This window comes from Pseudomonas coleopterorum, from assembly GCF_900105555.1.
In the GTDB taxonomy this organism is placed as follows: Bacteria; Pseudomonadota; Gammaproteobacteria; order Pseudomonadales; family Pseudomonadaceae; genus Aquipseudomonas; species Aquipseudomonas coleopterorum.
In genome coordinates this window covers 362654-381991 of the sequence record NZ_FNTZ01000001.1, presented here as the reverse complement: position 1 = coordinate 381991, position 19338 = coordinate 362654, and the positions used below count along the sequence as shown (strand labels likewise).

Below are 19338 nucleotides of genomic sequence, written 5' to 3'. Positions count from 1 at the left end.
AAGCCTCATCGTTTCGTGGTCTGGCGCAGCAACAAGTTGCCGCCGCGCTGAGTGAATTCAAGTTGTTTCAGAGCGCTCATGCCCAGCAGCACCTGGTTGCCTTCGAAGCCCGGCACTACAAGGGCGCGGACATTGCTCAGGCGAATGTCGCCCAATTGCAGGCTGGCGATCTCGGTGCGATAGCCTTGGGTCTTGCCATTGGCGGTGGTGAGCAGCACCGGTGCCCCGCGCGCCAATTCAAGCTTGCGCGCCACGGCTTCGGGCATCGCCACATCGGTGGCGCCGGTGTCGAGCATGAACTGCACCGGCTGGCCGTTGATGAAGCCGCCACTGACGAAGTGTCCTTGGCCATTGCCGGCCAGCTGCACTTCCACATAGCCGTCGCCGTGCTGGGACACCGGCACGGCATTGGGATTTTCCCGACGCTGTTCCCAGTCGCCGAAGAACTGCGTGGCCAGGTACAACGCCGCGGCCCAGGCCAGCAGCATCAGCAGTTTGCCCGCCCGCTTGCCGGGTACCGCCTGGCTCATGGTGCCGCACTCCAGCCACCGGCCGGGGCTGCGAAGCGCCAGACCACCGGACGGCGTTCGCCATCGGCGCGGGCCCATTGGTTGTTGTCAGTGCCGACCCAGGCGCCGTCGGCGTCCAAGCTCAGCGCTTCGGTCAGGCCGTAGGGCGCATCATAGCGGCGCGCGGGCAACAGGGCTTCGGCGGCGAACGACCAGCAACGTTCCCGCTTCGCCGTATCGGCGTCTCGGCGGCAGATGCGGTAGGCATTGCGTTCCAGGGTGAACAGCTTGCCGTCGAAGTAGGCCAGGTCAGCGAAGTCGCGCGGCATGGTCCTGGTGCGAGGCACCTGCACCGGCAGCGTTTCCGCACCGCCTTCGGCGAGCAGCACGCAACGCCCCTCGCAGCTCCAGCTTACCGGCCGCTTGCGAACCGCCAACAGACCGCGCTGCTGACGTTCGGCGGCCAGCCACAAGCGGTCGCCGGCCGGGTTGACGGTCAGCCCTTCGAACAGGGCGTTGAAGTGCAACAGCAGGTTGCTGGCGCGCGCCTGACTGACCAGGGTCGGATCCAGGGGCAACCACTTCGGCTCGCCTGACACGGGAATCTGCAAGACTGCGACATGGGCTTCGCTGACCAGGTATTGGTTGCCTTGGGCATCACAGCCGATGCCTTCGAAATCCAGATCGCCGCCGCGCACGAAAGACGCGGCCCAGCTGCTCATGCGCAGACGGGCAGGCAGCCCGCTGGGGGGGACCGGTGGTGCCTTGAACGTCACCGCCCTGGCCTGCCAGGTGGGCGTCGAGGTATCGAGTCGATAGACCGTCCCGTCTTCACGGTCGGACACGGCCCACAACGCCTTGCCGCACAGCGCCAGACCGGACAGATTGCCCGTGGGCATGCCATCGACCGCATGCTCGCCAATCAAGGTCAACTCGGGCACAGCGGGCTGCGCCGACGCCTCGGCCAGCGTCGGCACGGCCAGGGCGAACAGGGCTGTCAGCAGCGCTGCGATCAAGCCAGCACCTCGGCCAGATTGCCCTTGGACTCGAGCCACGCCTTGCGGTCGCCCGCACGTTTCTTGGCCAGCAGCATGTCCATGATCTCGGTAGTGCCGGCGAAGTCGTCCAGGGTCAGTTGCACCAGGCGGCGGGTGTTGGGGTCCATGGTGGTTTCGCGCAGCTGCGGTGGGTTCATCTCCCCCAGACCCTTGAAGCGCGTGACCTGCAGCTTGCCGCGTTTCTTTTCGGCCACCAGGCGGTCGAGGATGCCATCGCGCTCGGCTTCGTCCAGGGCGTAGAAGATCTCCTTACCCAGGTCGATGCGGTACAGCGGCGGCATGGCGACGTAGACATGGCCGGCGTCCACTAGGGGCCGGAAGTGCTGAACGAACAGCGCACAAAGCAAAGTTGCGATGTGCAGGCCGTCGGAGTCGGCGTCGGCGAGGATGCACACCTTGCCGTAGCGCAGCTGGCTGATATCGGCGGCACCGGGATCGACCCCGATGGCCACGGCGATGTTGTGCACTTCCTGGCTGGCCAGGACCTCGCTGCCGTCCACTTCCCAAGTGTTTAGGATCTTGCCGCGCAACGGCAGGATCGCCTGGAACTCCTTGTCCCGTGCCTGTTTGGCCGAGCCACCTGCCGAGTCACCCTCGACCAGGAACAGCTCGGAGCGGGCCGGGTCCTGGCCGGCGCAGTCGGCCAGCTTGCCGGGCAATGCCGGGCCTTGGGTGATGCGCTTGCGCTCGACTTTCTTGCTCGCCTTGAGGCGGCGGCCGGCGTTGCTGATCGCCAGCTCGGCCAGCTGCATGCCCAATTCAGGATGCGCGTTGAGCCACAGGCTGAAGGCGTCCTTGACCACGCCGGACACGAACGCTGCCGCCTCGCGCGAGGACAACCGCTCCTTGGTCTGACCGGAGAACTGCGCATCCTGCATCTTCATCGACAGGACGAAGGCGATACGCTCCCAGATGTCTTCAGGCGCCAGCTTCAGCCCGCGCGGCAGCAGGTTGCGGAACTCGCAGAATTCGCGCATGGCATCGAGCAGGCCCTGGCGCAGGCCGTTGACGTGGGTACCGCCCTGGGCCGTCGGAATCAGGTTGACGTAGCTTTCCTGAACGCTGTCGCCGCCTTCAGGCAACCACAGCAGCGCCCAGTCCACGGCTTCCTTGTTGCCCGCCAGGCTGCCGCAGAACGGCTCGTCCGGCAGACGGGCGAACTCGGTGACCGCATCGATCAGGTACGAGCGCAGGCCGTCTTCATAATGCCATTCGACCTTCTCGCCGCTGCCCTTGTCCTCGAAGCTGACCAGCAGGCCGGGACAGAGCACCGCCTTGGCCTTGAGCACATGCTTGAGGCGGCTGACGGAAAACTTGGGCGAATCGAAGTATTTCGGGTCCGGGGCGAAGTACACGCTGGTGCCGGTGTTGCGCTTGCCGACCGTACCGATGACTTCCAGGTCGGTGGCCTTGAAGCCATCGGCGAAGGTCATCTGATACTCGTTGCCGTCGCGCTTGACCCTGACCCGCACCTGATTGGACAGGGCGTTGACCACGGAGATACCGACCCCGTGCAGGCCGCCGGAGAACTGGTAGTTCTTGTTGGAGAACTTGCCGCCGGCGTGCAGCTTGGTGAGGATCAGCTCGACGCCGCTGACGCCTTCCTCCGGGTGGATGTCCACAGGCATGCCGCGGCCGTCGTCGGACACTTCCAGGGAGTGATCGGCGTGCAGGATGACCTGGATCGACCGTGCGTGGCCCGCCAGGGCTTCGTCGACACTGTTGTCGATGACTTCCTGGGCCAGGTGGTTGGGCCGACTGGTGTCGGTGTACATGCCCGGGCGCTTGCGCACCGGGTCGAGGCCCGAGAGGACTTCGATGGCGTCTGCGTTATAGGAGCTAGCGCTGGGATTGGCCATGGGGTCTCGTCGTCAGTCGTTCGTGAAATGAGTGGTCAAAGCTGGGCAAGGTCGATGCCATCCAGGCGCTCGGCGTCGATGCCGGCGAATGCCAGCAGCGCTGGCAACTTCTGCGCAAAGCCCTGGAAGCCGTGGTCGCCGCCGTTTTCGATGTGCACGCTGCAGGCTTGGTAGAAGGCCGCCGCCTGGCGATAGTCGAGGGTCTCGTCGCCGGTCTGCAGCCACACCTGGAGCCGCTCGCGGTCCGTGGGGGCCGGCACTTCCAGCTCGGCCAGTGCCGTGACATGGTCGTGGGTCAGCTGCCAGCGCTCGCGAGTGTAATGGTTGGTCTGTTCGCCCAGGTAGCCATCGAACAGGTGGTGCGGGTTGACCACCGGGTTGATCAGCACTGCCTTGAGGCCAAAGCGCTGGGCCAGGTGTGTCGCATAGTAGCCGCCCAGCGAGCTTCCCACCAGCAAGGGTGCGTCGAGCTGCGCCAGTGCCGCTTCGAGTTGGGCGATGGCCTGGCGCGGATGGTGGTGCAAGGCGGGCGCGCGCAGTTGATCAGCCAGGCCGATGCGTTGCATCAGCGCACTCAATTGGCGGGCTTTCTGCGAATCCGGCGAGCTGTTCAGACCATGAATGTAGAGGATCGAACCGGGCATGGGGGCCTCCGGGCATAGAGATGGCGCGCAGTTTACCTTGTCGGGGATGCTGTTGGGGTGTTGGTGCATCGGTATATGGGCGGTGCGGCCTTCGTAACCAGAAGGATCGCCGCCCGCTCCGCTCCGGCAAGCCACAATCCTGGCACGAAACCCTGTGAGAGCGGGCTCTGCCCGCGAAAGCCACGCTACCGCCCCTGAATCAATAACCCGCCGCGTCCAGATCCGGGGTGAAGCTAAAGTCCGCCAGGCGCGAGACGCCGGTTTCGATCTGTCCATCCGGCATCAGACGCAGCCAGCGGTAGCCCGGGGCGCGGTCATCCAGGGCGAAATCCTCGCTGCGCGGCAGAAACTGGATGCAGGTCGAGGGCGATGCCAACAGGCGCACGCCATGAGCCTGCCGGTCGATCTCCTGATGCACGTGCCCCCAGAGCACACCCCGCACTTGCGCAAAGCGGGCAAGCAGTTCGAACAGGGCATGCCGATTGCGCAAGCCAATGGGCTCCATCCAGGAGCTGTCGATGGACACTGGATGATGGTGCAGACACACCAGGTGATGCCTGTGCGGTGCCTCGGCAAGCGACCGTTCGAGCAGCTGCAACTGCTCGTCGGCCAGATGACCCGCCGCCGAACCTGCGATGGCGGAATCGAGCAGCGTTACTCGCCAGGCACCGATGTCCACCACCGGCTCCAGCCACTGCGTGCCCTGCGCGGCCTGCTGCATGACCGCCGGTTCGTCGTGATTGCCAGGCAGCCAGCGCATCGGCGCGGCAATTCCCGCTGTGGCCTGGGCAAACGCATGGTAGGAAGCCAGCGTGCCGTCCTGAGACAGGTCGCCAGTGGCGACCAGCAAATCGATGTGCGGCTGTTCCGCTTGCACCTGGCTGACGACCTGCGCCAGGCTCTGCCGGGTATTCAAGCCGAACATGGCTCCGTCGGCTTCGGCCACCAGGTGGCTGTCCGACAGCTGCACGAGCAGCACCGGGGCATCGACAGCGCGATCAGATGGGCTCGACAAGGCCGTCTCCAGGCAGGGGTTGATCAAGGAATTATGCGCAGCCCGGATGACGAGGGCAATGCAGGGTCCAGCGCCAGGGGCCGGTCGGCGCTCAGCGTACCGCTTCGTACTCGTGGCCGCAGGCCAGGCAGTGGCTGAGCCATTCGCCGAGAAACAGGTTGAGCTGGGCCTTTTCGTCGGGTTGGTGCATGGCCTCGTTGGGATAGGGATAGACGCTGCGGAAACGACGGGCATGCTCGGCGCTGATGACCTCGGCCATGCGCGCATCGTGATACACCTGCACTTCCATCTGCGGCACCGGCAGCCAGGGCAGGCTGTGTTCCTGGCGCACGCGCAGGGTGGTGGTGTACGGACAGGCCAGCAGCACCTCGAGGGTCAGCACGCCGAGCATCTGGTCGGCCTGGGTCATGGCGATGCGGCGTGACAACTGCTGGCTGCGCATGTCCGGCAACAATCGCATGAGTCGCGCATAGTTGGCCTCGCAGGCGGCCTGCAAGCCGACCAGGTCGACGCGGTAGCGCTCGCGCAACGGACTCACGACCACAGCCCCCTGACTTCGTCGCGGTTCAGCGCCAGCCATTGAATGGCGATGATCGCTGCCGCGTTGATGATCCGACCGTCGCGCACGGCCTGCAGGGCATCGTCGAACGCCCAGACCTTGACGCGGATGTCCTCGCCCTCCTCCTCCAGGCCATGCAGGCCGCCCGCGCCTTCGCTGCTGCAGCGACCCAGGTACAGATGCACGTATTCATCGCTGCCGCCGGGCGACGGGAAGTACTTGGTGACTGGCCACAGCGCTTCGATCTGCAGCCCCGCTTCCTCGTCGGCTTCGCGATGGGCGACTTCCTCGGGCTGCTCGTCCTTGTCGATCAACCCGGCGACCATTTCGATCAGCCAGGGGTTGTCGACCTTGCCCACCGCGCCGACCCGGAACTGCTCGATCAGGACCACTTCGTCGCGAACGGCATCGTAGGGCAACACGCACACGGCGTCGTGGCGCACGAACAGTTCGCGGCTGATCTGCTTGCTCATGCCACCGTTGAACAGCTCGTGGCGCAGGAACAGCTTGTCCAGTCTGTAGAAGCCCTGGAAGCAACGTTCGGTCTTGTCGATCTCGACCGCCTTGGGGGTGGATCGGGATGAATCTGGCATGGAAAAACCTCGTACTCGTGCATGCAGCATGGGGCCATCCTAACCGCGATGCGACCGTATTGCAGCCCCCTTCGAAGGTAAGCCGCAAGCCTCGGGATAGGCGGTTGGGCGAGCAGGCATTAAGATTGCGCTACGTGCGAACCGACGGTTCGACCGGCAGTCCAAGCACGACAATTCAATCATCCGCCAAGGACCATCATGTCGTTTCTCAAGTTCACCTCCGTGGCCTGCGTCGCCTTGACCCTGGGTGCCTGCGCCAGTGTCTTCCAAACCAACTACCGGGCGCCGCTGGAGACCAAGCGCGAAGCTTTCGAGCACATCAAGCCCGGCTGCGACAATCAGGACTGCCCACTGGTGAACATCGACGTGGTGCATTTTCCCGACGAGCCCGGTTTGGATGCAGCCATCGACAAACGCTTGCGCGAGATGACCGTCAATACTCCCGACGCGCGCGTACCGGCGACCCTTAAGGCTTATGAAGATCAATTCATGCGCGAGGCCCAGCCGCGCTACAGCAGCTACCTGCAAGCCAAGGTACGCGAGCAGCATGACGGTATCGTGGTGGTCGAGCTGTCCAGCTACGTCATGACCGGTGGCGCCCACGGCATGCCGGGGCGCGGCTTCATCAACTGGTCGCGTCGCGAGCATCGCGAACTGACCCTGAAGGACATGCTGGTACCGGGCCAGGAACGCGCGTTCTGGCAGGCTGCCGAAGAAGCCCACCGTGGCTGGCTGGTCGCCAGCAAGCTGGACAAGGATGCCGACTTCATTCGTCAGTGGCCTTTCCAGCAGACGCCGAACATTGCCTTGACCTATGGGGGCGTGGTGCTCAAGTACAACGTGTACAGCATCGCCCCCTACGCCATGGGCCACCCGGAAGTGAAGATCGCCTATCCGCGCCTCAATGGCGTGATCAAGCCCGAGCTGTTCCCGGGGCGCGGTTGAGCACCCGCTCGATCAGGTAGTACAGCAACCCGGCCACCACCAGCGCTGGCAGGGTTGCTCCGATCTGTGGGTACAGATTGGCCAGCAGATGATACAGACACACACCGCCCAGCCACGCCAGCAGCGCGCTCCAGCGCACAGCCCGTGGCTCGACCTGGATGGCGCGTTTGCGCAGCACGAAGTGGTCCATCAGGACCACGCCGAACAGCGGCGCGAAGACCGAGCCGATCAGCAGCAGGAAGTTCTGGTACTGCGCCAGCGGTGCCAGGCAGGCGATCAGCGTGCAGGTTATACCGATGGCCAGGGCCAGGTGCTCCACCTTCAAGCCTGACAACAGGCTGGTCGATACCGCAGCCGAATGGATGTCGGCAAAGGCGTTCTCCGACTCGTCCAGCAGAATCAGCAGCAGCGGTATGCCCAGGCCGGCACCGGCCAGCGCCAACAGCAGTGCATTGACTTCACCACTGGGCGCGAACGCCAGGGTGTAGGCGACGCCCAGGCTCATCAACCAGAAATTGCCGATGAAGAAGCCCACGGCGGTGCCGCCGAACACGTTGCGGGCGCGCTTGCCGAATCGCGAGTAATCGGCAATCAGCGGCAGCCACGACAGGGGCATGGCAATCGCGATGTCAAAGCCGGTGGCCAGGTCCATGGAGCCGTCGCCCGCAGTGTTCCACAGAGCTGCCAGGTCAGCCTTGGCGAAGAGGTTCCAGGTCAGCCAAAGGCAGGCGGCCAGCAGCAACCAGATGCCCCATTTGCGCAGCACCTTGCGCACGAAGGTCAGCGGTCCACTGACCGCCAGCAGCGTGACCAACGCGCCGAACAGCAGCGTCCACAACCACGGATTGCTGCCCAGGCTGCCTTCGCCGAAGGCCCGGGTGCCCAGCAGGCTGGCCGCATCGCGCATGACGATGATTTCGAACGAGCCCCAGCCGATCAGTTGCAGCAGGTTGAGCAGCGCCGGCACGCTGCCGGCACCATGGCCCAGGGTCAGGCGCAGGGCGGCCATGGCCGACAACCCGGTGTCGCTGCCGATCACGCCGACGCCGGCGAGCAGCAGCACACCCACCAGGGTCCCGAGAAAAATGGCGCCCAGCGCACCGGCAAGGCCCAGGCCGGGCGCCAGCAAGGCGCCGGTCTGCAGCACCATGAGGCCGACGCCCAGGGAAAACCACAGGGAGAACAGATCACGTCCGCCCAGCACGCGCTGGGCGGTGGAGACCGCGATATCGGGGGAGTAGGAGGTTTTCAATGGATGGGCTCGAAAGGGAAGGAGTCAGGGGTTGTCGGAGCATTGGTGGGGTGTCAGGTCAGACGCGGTGCGGGTTTCGCGGCCGATGACCGCTCCCACGGAGAAATCGCAGGAGCGGTCATCGGCCGCGAACGCCGCACCACTGAAGGTCCTGATCAGACTTTCTGGTACAGCTGGCTGCCTTCCTGCTTGAAGCGCTTGGCCTGTTCGCGCATTCCTTCCTCCACGCTCAGGTCGACGGTCTCGATCTTCTGGTTGGCCGCATACTCGCGCACTTCCTGAGTGATCTTCATGGAACAGAACTTCGGCCCGCACATCGAGCAGAAGTGCGCGACCTTGGCCGAGTCCTTGGGCAGGGTTTCGTCGTGGTAGGCGCGCGCGGTGTCCGGGTCCAGCCCGAGGTTGAACTGGTCTTCCCAGCGGAACTCGAAACGCGCCTTGCTCAAGGCGTTATCGCGGATCTGCGCGCCGGGGTGCCCCTTGGCCAGGTCGGCGGCGTGCGCGGCGATCTTGTAGGTGATGATGCCGGTCTTCACGTCATCCTTGTTCGGCAGGCCCAGGTGCTCCTTGGGCGTCACGTAGCAAAGCATGGCGCAACCGAACCAGCCGATCATCGCTGCACCGATGCCCGAGGTGATGTGGTCGTAACCCGGCGCGATGTCGGTGGTCAGCGGGCCGAGGGTGTAGAACGGCGCTTCGTCGCAGCATTCCAGCTGCTTGTCCATGTTCTCCTTGATCAGTTGCATCGGCACGTGCCCCGGACCTTCGATCATGCACTGCACGTCGTGCTTCCAGGCGATCTTGGTCAGCTCGCCGAGGGTTTCCAGCTCCCCGAACTGAGCTTCGTCGTTGGCGTCGGCGATCGAGCCCGGACGCAGACCGTCGCCCAGGGAGAAGCTGACGTCGTAGGCCTTCATGATTTCGCAGATCTCGTCGAAGTGCGTGTAGAGGAAGTTTTCCTTGTGGTGCGCCAGGCACCACTTGGCCATGATCGACCCGCCGCGGCTGACGATGCCGGTGACCCGCTTGGCGGTCAACGGGACGTAGCGCAACAGAACCCCGGCATGGATGGTGAAGTAGTCCACGCCCTGCTCGGCCTGCTCGATGAGGGTGTCGCGGAACAGCTCCCAGGTCAGGTCTTCGGCCACGCCGCCGACTTTTTCCAGGGCCTGATAGATGGGCACGGTACCGATCGGCACGGGCGAATTGCGGATGATCCACTCGCGGGTTTCGTGGATGTGCTTGCCGGTGGACAGGTCCATCACCGTGTCCGAGCCCCAGCGGATGCCCCAGGTGAGCTTGGCCACTTCCTCCTCGATGGAGGAACCCAGGGCGCTGTTGCCGATGTTGCCGTTGATCTTCACCAGGAAGTTGCGGCCGATGATCATCGGTTCGAGTTCGGTGTGGTTGATGTTGGCCGGAATGATCGCGCGGCCACGGGCGATTTCTTCACGCACGAACTCGGCGGTGATCTCCTTGGGAATGCTGGCGCCGAAGCTGTGGCCCTTGTGCTGATCCTTGAGCAGGCCGGCAGCGCGGGCCTCGGCCAGCTTCATGTTCTCGCGGATGGCGACGTATTCCATTTCGGCGGTGATGATGCCCTGACGTGCGTAGTGCATCTGGCTGACGTTGGCGCCGGCCTTGGCCCGGCGCGGGTTGCGCACGTGAGCGAAGCGCAGTTTGGTCAGTTCGTCGTCGCTCAGGCGCTGTTGGCCGAAGTCAGAACTCAGGCCGGGCAGCCGTTCGGTGTCACCACGGTCGTCGATCCAGGCCGAACGCACGTCGGCCAGGCCCTTGCGCACGTCGATGACGACATTGGGGTCGGTGTAGGGGCCGGAGGTGTCGTAGACGGTCACCGGCGGGTTGATCTCACCGCTGCTGTTGCCGGTGGAAAAGTCGGTCGGAGTGACGTCCAGGCTGATTTCACGCATGGGCACACGGATGTCTGCCCGCGAGCCCTGGACGTAGATCTTGCGCGAACGGGTGAAGGGCTGCACGGAGCCTGAATCGACTTGGGCCGATTCGCTCAAATGCACGGTGTTTTTTGCTTTTGTATTCATCACAGGCTCTCCAGACGGCATCCAGCAGGGAATGTCGGAGCGAACCTGAAAGGCACGGATGCACCCTGTGAACGGATGCTGTGCTTGTACGCGAGATGCTGTGCAGAAAATGCGCGAGACCTCGGACGAAGCACAAGAGGACTCGCCGCAAAGACGAGAAATCTTGTTCCCTACGCAGGCGTTAACCTGATCAGGTTCAACGGGATCCGGATTATCCGATCTCAGCCTCATAGCAAGGCACCCCGACAAGAACGTGCACAGCATAGACGCCCTGCACACGGAACGCCAACCCCGCCTGCAGGTCTTGATAGTGGCCGTTGCATCGGACCGATTGTTGTGCGGCGCGCCGCGCTCTACACTCGCCCTGCCCCAAGCCTCTTTCCACAGCTGATGTCCAGACCCAGCTTACAGACCAAGGATTGCCCCCATGCTGCGCAGTAGATTTCCCTCGGCAACGGCCCTCGCCCTGGCCGTGTCCGGTGCCATCCCAGGCCTGGCCCTGGCGCAGCAGGCACCGTTGGCGAGCATGACCGATCTGGTCAGCGTCTATCAGGAAGCGGTATTGAACAACGCTGACCTGGCCGCCTCGCGGGCCGACTATGCCGCGCAAAGCGAAATCGTGCCGCAGGCGCGCGCCGGTTTGCTGCCCAACCTGTCGGCCGGTTACGACATCAACGACACCCGCACGGCGCTGGACCAGCCCTCGGCGGTGTACAACCGCAGCGGCAATTCCTACCGTGCGCAATTGAGCCAGCCGCTGTTCCGTGCCGACCGCTGGTTCCAGCTCAAGGCGGCCAAGGCGGTCGACGAGCAGGCTGCAGTGCAGTTGTCGGCCACCGAGCAGAACCTGATTCTGCAAAGTGCCCAGGCCTACTTCTCTGTACTGCGCGCCCAGGACAACCTGGCCACCGCGCGCGCCGAGGAGAATGCATTCCGGCGCCAGCTCGATCAGTCCCAGGAGCGCTTCAACGTCGGTCTTTCCGACAAGACCGACACCCTGCAGTCCCAGGCCAGCTACGACACTGCCCGGGCCAACCGGATCATCGCCCAGCGTCAGGTGGACGACGCCTTCCAGGCGCTGATCACGCTGACCAACCGCGAATACAATTCGATCCAGGGCATCGTTCACACTCTGCCCGTGCTGGCGCCGATACCCAATGACGCCAGTACCTGGGTCGATACCGCTTCGCGGCAGAACCTCGATCTGCTGGCCAGCAACTACGCCGTGGAAGCCGCCGAGCAGACCTTGCGCCAGCGCAAGGCCGGGCATGCGCCGACGGTGGATGCGGTCGCGCAATACCAGAAGGGCGACAACGACAATCTGGGTTTCAGCAACCCATCGACTCTGCCGGGCGTCAGCTATGGCAGCGATGTGTCGCAGCGCAGCATCGGCGTGCAGTTGAACATTCCGATCTACAGCGGCGGGCTGACCAGCTCGCAGGTGCGTGAAGCCTACGCACGGCTCACGCAAAGCGAGCAGCAGCGCGAAAGCCTGCGTCGGCAGGTGGTGGAGAACACGCGCAACCTGCACCGCGCGGTCAATACCGATGTCGAGCAGGTGCAGGCGCGCAAGCAGTCGATCATTTCCAACCAGAGCTCGGTGCTGGCCACCGAGATCGGCTATCAGGTGGGGACACGCAACATCGTCGACGTGCTCGACGCGCAGCGCCAGTTGTACAGCTCGGTGCGCGACTACAACAACACCCGCTACGACTACATTCTGGACAACCTGCGCCTCAAGCAGGCGGCAGGTATCCTGAGCCCGGGGGACCTGCAGGACCTGACGCGCTTCCTCAAGGCCGACTACAACCCGGACAAGGATTTCCTGCCACCGGACCTGGCCAAGGCCGCCGAAGCGCTGCTCAAGCCGCCAGCGAAACCATGACCTGACGCGGCGCTGCTGAACGGCTTGCGCAACCCTGTAGCAGCGGCGCGAGCCGCGTCGGGAGGTGATGCGGGGTGTCAGGTGAAGCGCGTCGTCAGTGACGCGGCTTGCGCCGCTGCTACAGGGGGTGTGTAAGCAGCGTCGGGCGTCGATGCGGGGTGTCTGGTGTGCGGCGTCCGGCGGTGATGCGGGGAATATTCGGGAGCGGAAAAAAGAAAACCCCGCCGAAGCGGGGTTTTGCAGACTGTTTCCCATGACATCCATTTCCGTCCGCCGTCCTGGCAGAAATCCTACGTGTCCCTGTTATATCTAGGCGCATCCTGCGCAACGTCCTTGGAGAGAAGATTAACCGTGGATCCAATCTTCGGATATAGCTCAAAGACGCCGCGTAACGTAAGCCAAAGCTTACACCGTCAGAACTGCGCCTCATCCAGCAGAAACAGCGACGTACTGCCGGCATCGACGGCGGCCGCCAGCGAGTGAACCCGCGGCAGCAAACGCGCGAAATAAAACCGCGCCGTGCCTAGCTTGCTGGCGTAGAACGCCTCGTCCTGCCGGCCCAGCGCGGCGCCGGCCATCCTTGCCCACATGTAGGCATAGGCGGTGTAGCCGAAGGCCTGCAGGTACTCGACGGACGCAGCACCAATCTCGCGCGGATCGTTCCCGGCCCGGTCCAGCACCCCGGCGGTCAGCGCATCCAGACGGTCCAACGCCTGGATCAACGGCTGGGTGAACTCCTGCAATGCGCCTTCGGCCTGGGTCGCGTAAGCCCGTACCTCCTCGGAGAACAGCTGATAGAACGCGCCGCTGTTGCCCACGACCTTGCGCCCCATCAGGTCCAGCGCCTGGATACCGTTGGTGCCTTCGTAGATCTGGGTGATGCGCACATCGCGGACCAGCTGCTCCTGGCCCCATTCACGGATATAGCCGTGGCCGCCGAATATCTGCTGCCCATGCACAGTGGTTTCCAGGCCCAGGTCGGTCAGGAACGCCTTGGCCACCGGTGTCAGCAAAGCGACCATGTCCTCGGCGCGCTTGCGCGTGGCCGGATCTTCGCTGTACTTGGCCGTGTCCAGTTGCAACGCAACGTAGGTGGAAAAGGCACGCCCGCCTTCGTTGCAGGCCTTCATGGTCAGCAGCATGCGCCGCACGTCCGGGTGGACGATGATCGGGTCGGCCATCTTGTCGGGCTGGGCAGCACCGCTGGGTGAGCGACTTTGCAGCCGGTCGCGGGCATATTCCACGGCGTTCTGGTAGGAGCGCTCGGCCGACGCCAGACCCTGGATACCGACCCCCAGGCGCTCGTAATTCATCATGGTGAACATGGCCGCCAGGCCCTTGTTCGCCTCGCCGACCAGGTAACCGGTAGCGCCGTCGAAGTTCATCACACAGGTGGCCGAGGCCTGAATGCCCATCTTGTGCTCGATGGAACCGCACGACACGGCATTTCGCGCGCCCAGGTTGCCGTCGGCATCGACCATGAACTTGGGCACCAGCAGCAACGAGATGCCCTTGGGACCGGGCGGTGCATCGGGAAGCTTGGCCAACACCAGGTGAATGATGTTCTCGGTCAGGTCGTGTTCGCCGCCGGTGATGAATATCTTCGTCCCGCTGACCTTGTAGCTGCCGTCGGCCTGCGGTTCGGCGCGGGTGCGGATCAGGCCGAGGTCGGTGCCTGCATGGGCTTCGGTCAGGCACATGGAGCCGGCCCAGGTGCCCGCATACATCTTGGGCAGGTAGGTCCGTTTGAGCTCGTCGCTGGCGTGAGCGTCGATGGACAGGCAGGCCCCGGCCGTCAGCATCGGGTACAGGCCGAACGCCAGGCTGGCCGAGTTGACCATCTCCTCGACCTGCGCCGAAATCACCTTGGGCATGCCCATGCCACCGTGGGCAGGCTCGCCGCCGACGCCGACCCAGCCGCCCTCGGCATAGGTCTGGTAGGCCTGGATGAATCCAGCCGGAGTGGTAACCACGGTATCGCGCCAATGACAGCCCTCTTCGTCGGCCGCACGGCTCAACGGTGCGATCGCCTGGGCCGTGACCTTGCCGGCCTCCTCAAGGATCGCCTCCATGGTTTCCACGTCGACGCTGTCGGCCAGGCCCGGCAATTGCGCCCAGTGACTGGCGACGTCGAATACTTCATTCAGAACAAAGCGCATATCGCGCAAGGGAGCTTTGTAGTCCGCCATGGCTAACTCGCAGGAATTCGAGGGCTGAAGTTCGAAAGCCGGGCGGCGCGCTCGGGTCGACGCGCGCCGCAGGCTGGTTGGCCTGTCAGTAGGAAAGGCCGAAGTGCGCTTCGTCCATGGCCATCAGGTTGCCTGCGCCGGACAGCATGGCGGCAACGTGAGTGCGGGTGCGCGGCAGGATGCGCTGGAAGTAGAAGCGCGCAGTCTGCAGCTTGGCCGTGTAGAACGCCGCATCGCCATGACCTTCGGCCAGTTTCTGCGCCGCCACGCGAGCCATGTCGGCCCAGAAGTAGGCCAGGCAGGCGTAACCCGAATACATCACGTAGTCGACCGAGGCGGCGCCGACTTCTTCACGGTCCTTCATGGCGGCCATGCCGACCTTCATGGTCAACTCGCCCCACTCCTTGTTCAACTGCGCCAAGGGTGTGACGAACTCGGCAACCGCTTCGTTGCCTTCGTTGGCCTGGCAGAACTTGTGCACGATGCGGGTGAAGCCCTTGAGCGCCTCGCCCTGGGTCATGAGCACCTTGCGGCCCAGCAGGTCGAGCGCCTGGATACCTGTGGTGCCTTCGTACAGCATGGAAATGCGGCTGTCGCGTACGTTCTGCTCCATGCCCCACTCGGCGATGAAGCCGTGTCCACCGTAGATCTGCACGCCGTGGTTGGCGGCCTCGAAGCCCACTTCGGTCATGAACGCCTTGGCGATCGGGGTCATGAACGCCAGCAGGGCATCGGCACGTTTGCGCTCTTCCTCGTCCTGGCTGAACTTGAGCACGTCCACCAGCTTGGCGGTGAAATAGACCATGGCACGCGTGCCTTCGGCGAAGGCCTTGATGGTCAGCAGCATACGGCGCACGTCCGGGTGCACGATGATCGGATCGGCGGCCTTCTCTGGCGCCTTGGGGCCGGTGAGCGAGCGCATCTGCAAGCGGTCGCGGGCATAACGCAGACCACCCTGGAACGCCACTTCGGCGTGTGCCAGGCCCTGCAGAGCGGTACCCAGGCGCGCGGTGTTCATGAAGGTGAACATGCAGTTGAGGCCCTTGTTGGCAGGGCCGATGAGGTAGCCGGTGGCGCTGTCGAAGTTCATCACGCAGGTGGCGTTGCCGTGAATGCCCATCTTGTGTTCCAGCGAGCCACAGCTCACCGCATTGCGCGTGCCGATCGAACCGTCTGCGTTGGACAGGAACTTGGGCACGATGAACAGCGAGATGCCTTTGGTGCCAGCAGGCGCATCGGGCAGGCGTGCCAGGACGATGTGCACGATGTTGTCGGCCATGTCGTGTTCGCCGGCAGAGATGAAGATCTTCGTGCCGCTGATCGCATAGCTGCCGTCGGCCTGGGGTTCGGCCTTGGTGCGCAGCATGCCCAGGTCGGTGCCGCAGTGCGGCTCGGTCAGGCACATGGTGCCGGTCCACTCGCCGGACACCAGCTTGGTCAGGTAGGCCTCCTGCTGCTCGGGGGTACCGTGGGCGGAAATGGTGTTCATGGCGCCATGGGACAGGCCGGGGTACATGCCCCAGGACCAGTTGGCACTGCCGATCATCTCGCTGACCGCAAGCCCGAGGGATTCGGGCAGGCCCTGGCCGCCGTGCTCGACGTCATGGGCCAGGCTCGGCCAGCCACCTTCGACGAACTGCTTGTAGGCTTCCTTGAAACCGGTCGGCGTCTTCACGCCGTCCTCGCTCCAGGTGCAGCCTTCGATGTCACCCACGCGGTTCAGCGGTGCCAGTACCTGTTCACAGAACTTGGCGCCTTCTTCGAGGATGGCATCGACCATGTCCGGCGTGGCGTCCTGGCAACCGGGCAGGCTTTGATAGTGCGCCTCGTAGCCGAGCAACTCGTCGCGGACGAAGCGAATATCACGCAAGGGGGCCTTGTAATCAGACATAGCGATAAACCTCTGCTGAACTCCGATGGGTTCGACCTGCGACAGGTTGTCGCTATCAAACGGGTGTTTGAAACATACGTTTACGCCTGGGCAAAGTCAATACCCGCCCGGCGCCGGACGACGGCATCGCGCCTGCCAGTAAAAGCGCGAATGCGGCCCGCAGAAATGGGCACAGCGGGGTTTCCAGCGGATAGGGTACGGGTTAGAGCGGCGTGCCGAGCAGCACGTTGGCAGGATCGAACCAGACATTGACCGGCTCGCCCTCTCGGACCGGTCCAAGCGGTGACAGTGCGCAGAGGGTCTGCCCATTGGCCAGCCCGATGCGCATTTCACAGGGCCCCTGCTCCTGGGGCAGAACCTGCTCCAGGAGCCCTTGCAGGCAGTTGTGACCGGGGACACCGGCGACATCCACCGGCAACACGCAGAGCCAACCGGCCTTGATCAAGGCCACCACCCCGGCGCCCGGGGCCAGCGACAGGGTTTGCGTGCTGTCGTGGGTGATCTGGGCACGCAGGTTCAGCCCTGCGCCAAGATCAAGGGTGACATGGTCGTTGCGACCTTGCGCCTCGATGGCACTCACGCGGCCATGTAACTGGTTGCGCGCACTGGTGCGCAGCATCAGTCGGCCGAGCAGGTCGAGGTCGTTGGCGTCATCGGCGGCTTCGAGCACCTGCGCCTGCAACGCTTGAAGTTTCTCGTAAAGGCGCAGCATGCGCTGCCCTTCCTCGGACAGTCGGGCGCCCCCGCCGCCCTTGCCGCCCACGACGCGCTCGACCAGGGGCGTATGGGCCAGGTTGTTGAGTTCGTCAATGGCGTCCCAGGCGCCTTTGTAGCTCAGGCCGGCGGCCTTGGCGGCGCGGGTGATCGAACCCTGCTCGGCAATATGCCGCAGCAGCTCGATGCGTTGCGGACGACGTGCGATGTGTTGGGCCAGCAAGGGGGACAAGGTCATGGTTCAAGGCTACTCGGCCTTGGCCGTGCGCGCCAGACAGTAAACGTCCACGCGCGCGGCACCCGCCTTGCGCAGCAGCACCGCCAGGGCCTGGGCCGTGGCGCCGGTGGTGATCACGTCGTCGACCAGGGCCACGTGCAGCCCTTCCAGCCTCGCGTCAGGCATCACGGAAAAAGCGTGTTGCAGATTGTGCAGCCGCGCCTTGGCACCCAGTTCCTGCTGGGCTCGTGTTTCGAGCGCGCGCTGAACGAGGGTCGAATCGCAGTCGATATGCAGCGCCCTGGACAGCCAGCCAGCGAGCATTTCAGCCTGGTTGAAACCGCGCTTGCGCAGGCGTTTGCGGCCCATGGGCACCGGAATCAGCAATTGCGGGCGTGGCAGATCCTCGTTGAAACGATGGTCGAGCCAGTGGCTGGTCAACTCTGCCAGCAGGCGCCCGTAGGGCCATTGGCTGTTGTGCTTGAAACGCGTGATCAGGCTGTCGACGGGGAAACCGTAATGCCAGGGGGTTTCCACCTTCTCGAAGGCGGGCGGACGGCGCCGGCACGGGGCGCAGGTGAATCCGCTCATGGCCAGCGGCAGGGCACACACCACACATTGCTCGTCCAGCCAGGGCAGATCGCATTCGCAGGCCTCGCAGAGCGCATAGGGGTTACCCGAAGCGCCATCACACAGCAAGCAGGACTGATCACTTTTTATCCACTTGTAAACCGAGGTATTGACAGCAGGTTGACAGTACATCGCGCTTCCTTAATCATGCCCGCATTCGACTCAATAGCCGCGTTGCGCCCATGGACATTCCGTGTCCTGGACTTGACCGAGCATAAACAAGGAATCGCCGATGAGCGCCAGTACAACTGCAACCGTTCGTCACGACTGGACCCTGGCCGAGGTCAAGGCGCTGTTCGTGCAGCCTTTCAACGACCTGCTGTTTCAGGCGCAAAGCGTGCATCGCGCGCATTTCGATCCCAATCGGGTTCAGGTCTCGACCCTGCTGTCGATCAAGACCGGCGCCTGCCCTGAGGACTGCAAATACTGTCCGCAGTCGGGGCACTACAACACCGGGCTGGAAAAAGAAAAGCTGATGGAAGTGCAGAAGGTGCTCGAAGAAGCCGCCCGCGCCAAGGCGATCGGTTCGACGCGATTCTGCATGGGCGCGGCCTGGAAGCACCCCTCGGCCAAGGACATGCCATATGTGTTGCAGATGGTTGCCGGGGTCAAGGCCATGGGCCTGGAAACCTGCATGACCCTGGGCCGGCTGGACGAAGACCAGACCAGGGCCCTGGCCCAGGCCGGGCTGGACTACTACAACCACAACCTGGACACCTCGCCGGAGTTCTACGGCAGCATCATCACCACCCGCACCTACAGCGAGCGCCTGCAGACCCTGGCCCACGTGCGCGACGCCGGCATGAAGATCTGCTCGGGCGGCATTCTGGGCATGGGCGAGTCGCTGGACGACCGCGCCGGGCTGCTGATCCAGCTGGCCAACCTGCCGGAGCATCCCGAGTCGGTGCCGATCAACATGCTGGTGAAGGTCGCCGGCACCCCGCTCGAGAACGCCGAGGATGTCGATCCGTTCGACTTCATCCGCATGCTGGCCGTGGCGCGCATTCTCATGCCGCAATCCCACGTGCGTCTGTCCGCCGGGCGTGAAGCGATGAACGAGCAGATGCAGGCACTGGCCTTCCTGGCCGGGGCCAATTCGATCTTCTACGGCGACAAGCTGCTGACCACCGCCAACCCGCAGGCGGACAAGGACATGCAGTTGTTCGCCCGCCTCGGGATCGCCCCAGAAGCGCGCGAAGAACACGCTGACGAAGTCCATCAAGCGGCCATCGAACAGGCCCTGGTCGAACAGAAGAGCAGCGACCTGTTCTACGACGCCGCCTCCGCCTGACCCTGCGCCGGCCGCGTCGCCGGCGTT

At 64.1% G+C, this 19338-nt stretch carries 16 protein-coding genes and 1 riboswitch; of the genes, 3 read left to right on the top strand and 13 right to left on the bottom strand.

Going from position 1 to position 19338, the window contains the following annotated elements; translation table 11 throughout:
• Positions 1 to 5: 5 nt before the first annotated feature.
• The 7 genes from BLV18_RS01695 to BLV18_RS01665 all read right to left on the bottom strand — a co-directional run bounded on the left by BLV18_RS01695 (position 6) and on the right by BLV18_RS01665 (position 6237).
• Positions 6 to 530, bottom strand: coding sequence for a retropepsin-like aspartic protease family protein (locus BLV18_RS01695; RefSeq protein WP_090355810.1), 525 nt, complete (start codon positions 528 to 530; stop codon positions 6 to 8).
• The gene (locus tag BLV18_RS01690) at positions 527 to 1522 is read right to left on the bottom strand and encodes an esterase-like activity of phytase family protein (RefSeq protein ID WP_425272637.1); all 996 of its coding nucleotides are present in this window, start codon (positions 1520 to 1522) and stop codon (positions 527 to 529) included. The genes BLV18_RS01695 and BLV18_RS01690 overlap by 4 nt, the downstream gene beginning before the upstream one ends.
• Entirely contained in the window at positions 1522 to 3426 is a 1905-nt protein-coding gene (gene parE, locus BLV18_RS01685; protein ID WP_090355806.1) for a DNA topoisomerase IV subunit B, read from the bottom strand. The genes BLV18_RS01690 and parE overlap by 1 nt, the downstream gene beginning before the upstream one ends.
• A 35-nt stretch (positions 3427 to 3461) precedes the next feature.
• Positions 3462 to 4070: a YqiA/YcfP family alpha/beta fold hydrolase gene (locus tag BLV18_RS01680; protein WP_090355804.1), complete on the bottom strand. Its 609-nt coding sequence runs from the start codon at positions 4068 to 4070 to the stop codon at positions 3462 to 3464.
• Between the two features lie 199 nt (positions 4071 to 4269).
• Positions 4270 to 5085, bottom strand: coding sequence for a 3',5'-cyclic-AMP phosphodiesterase (gene cpdA / locus BLV18_RS01675; protein ID WP_090355802.1), 816 nt, complete (start codon positions 5083 to 5085; stop codon positions 4270 to 4272).
• 91 nt (positions 5086 to 5176) lie between these two features.
• Positions 5177 to 5665, bottom strand: a complete 489-nt coding sequence (locus BLV18_RS01670; protein WP_197979194.1) for a DUF1249 domain-containing protein — start codon at positions 5663 to 5665, stop codon at positions 5177 to 5179.
• Positions 5620 to 6237, bottom strand: a complete 618-nt coding sequence (locus BLV18_RS01665) for an NUDIX domain-containing protein (protein ID WP_049862069.1) — start codon at positions 6235 to 6237, stop codon at positions 5620 to 5622. The genes BLV18_RS01670 and BLV18_RS01665 overlap by 46 nt, the downstream gene beginning before the upstream one ends.
• 198 nt (positions 6238 to 6435) lie before the next feature.
• On the opposite strand from BLV18_RS01665, the gene BLV18_RS01660 reads away from it, so the two are divergent.
• The gene (locus BLV18_RS01660; protein ID WP_049862070.1) at positions 6436 to 7182 is read left to right on the top strand and encodes an RsiV family protein; all 747 of its coding nucleotides are present in this window, start codon (positions 6436 to 6438) and stop codon (positions 7180 to 7182) included.
• Here BLV18_RS01660 and cytX read toward each other — a convergent pair.
• Positions 7151 to 8434, bottom strand: coding sequence for a putative hydroxymethylpyrimidine transporter CytX (gene cytX, locus BLV18_RS01655; protein ID WP_090355800.1), 1284 nt, complete (start codon positions 8432 to 8434; stop codon positions 7151 to 7153). The genes BLV18_RS01660 and cytX overlap by 32 nt on opposite strands.
• A gap of 155 nt (positions 8435 to 8589) precedes the next feature.
• Positions 8590 to 10494, bottom strand: a complete 1905-nt coding sequence (gene thiC, locus BLV18_RS01650; RefSeq protein ID WP_090355796.1) for a phosphomethylpyrimidine synthase ThiC — start codon at positions 10492 to 10494, stop codon at positions 8590 to 8592.
• A gap of 150 nt (positions 10495 to 10644) precedes the next feature.
• Positions 10645 to 10749, bottom strand: a riboswitch (TPP riboswitch).
• A gap of 172 nt (positions 10750 to 10921) precedes the next feature.
• Between thiC and BLV18_RS01645 the strand changes: the two genes are divergently transcribed.
• The gene (locus BLV18_RS01645) at positions 10922 to 12379 is read left to right on the top strand and encodes a TolC family outer membrane protein (protein WP_090355793.1); all 1458 of its coding nucleotides are present in this window, start codon (positions 10922 to 10924) and stop codon (positions 12377 to 12379) included.
• A gap of 413 nt (positions 12380 to 12792) precedes the next feature.
• Here the strand turns inward: BLV18_RS01645 and BLV18_RS01640 are convergent, their stop codons facing one another.
• The 4 genes from BLV18_RS01640 to BLV18_RS01625 all read right to left on the bottom strand — a co-directional run bounded on the left by BLV18_RS01640 (position 12793) and on the right by BLV18_RS01625 (position 18152).
• Positions 12793 to 14568, bottom strand: a complete 1776-nt coding sequence (locus BLV18_RS01640) for an acyl-CoA dehydrogenase C-terminal domain-containing protein (RefSeq protein ID WP_090355791.1) — start codon at positions 14566 to 14568, stop codon at positions 12793 to 12795.
• 85 nt (positions 14569 to 14653) lie between these two features.
• A complete protein-coding gene (locus BLV18_RS01635; RefSeq protein WP_049862075.1) occupies positions 14654 to 16459 on the bottom strand; it encodes a phenylacyl-CoA dehydrogenase in 1806 nt (601 codons plus the stop codon).
• A gap of 202 nt (positions 16460 to 16661) precedes the next feature.
• Positions 16662 to 17411: a TOBE domain-containing protein gene (locus BLV18_RS01630; protein ID WP_090355787.1), complete on the bottom strand. Its 750-nt coding sequence runs from the start codon at positions 17409 to 17411 to the stop codon at positions 16662 to 16664.
• Positions 17412 to 17420: 9 nt separating this feature from the next.
• Positions 17421 to 18152, bottom strand: a complete 732-nt coding sequence (locus BLV18_RS01625; RefSeq protein WP_090355785.1) for a ComFC family protein — start codon at positions 18150 to 18152, stop codon at positions 17421 to 17423.
• Positions 18153 to 18252: 100 nt separating this feature from the next.
• On the opposite strand from BLV18_RS01625, the gene bioB reads away from it, so the two are divergent.
• Positions 18253 to 19311, top strand: a complete 1059-nt coding sequence (bioB, locus tag BLV18_RS01620) for a biotin synthase BioB (RefSeq protein ID WP_090355782.1) — start codon at positions 18253 to 18255, stop codon at positions 19309 to 19311.
• The last annotated feature ends 27 nt before the right edge of the window (positions 19312 to 19338 follow it).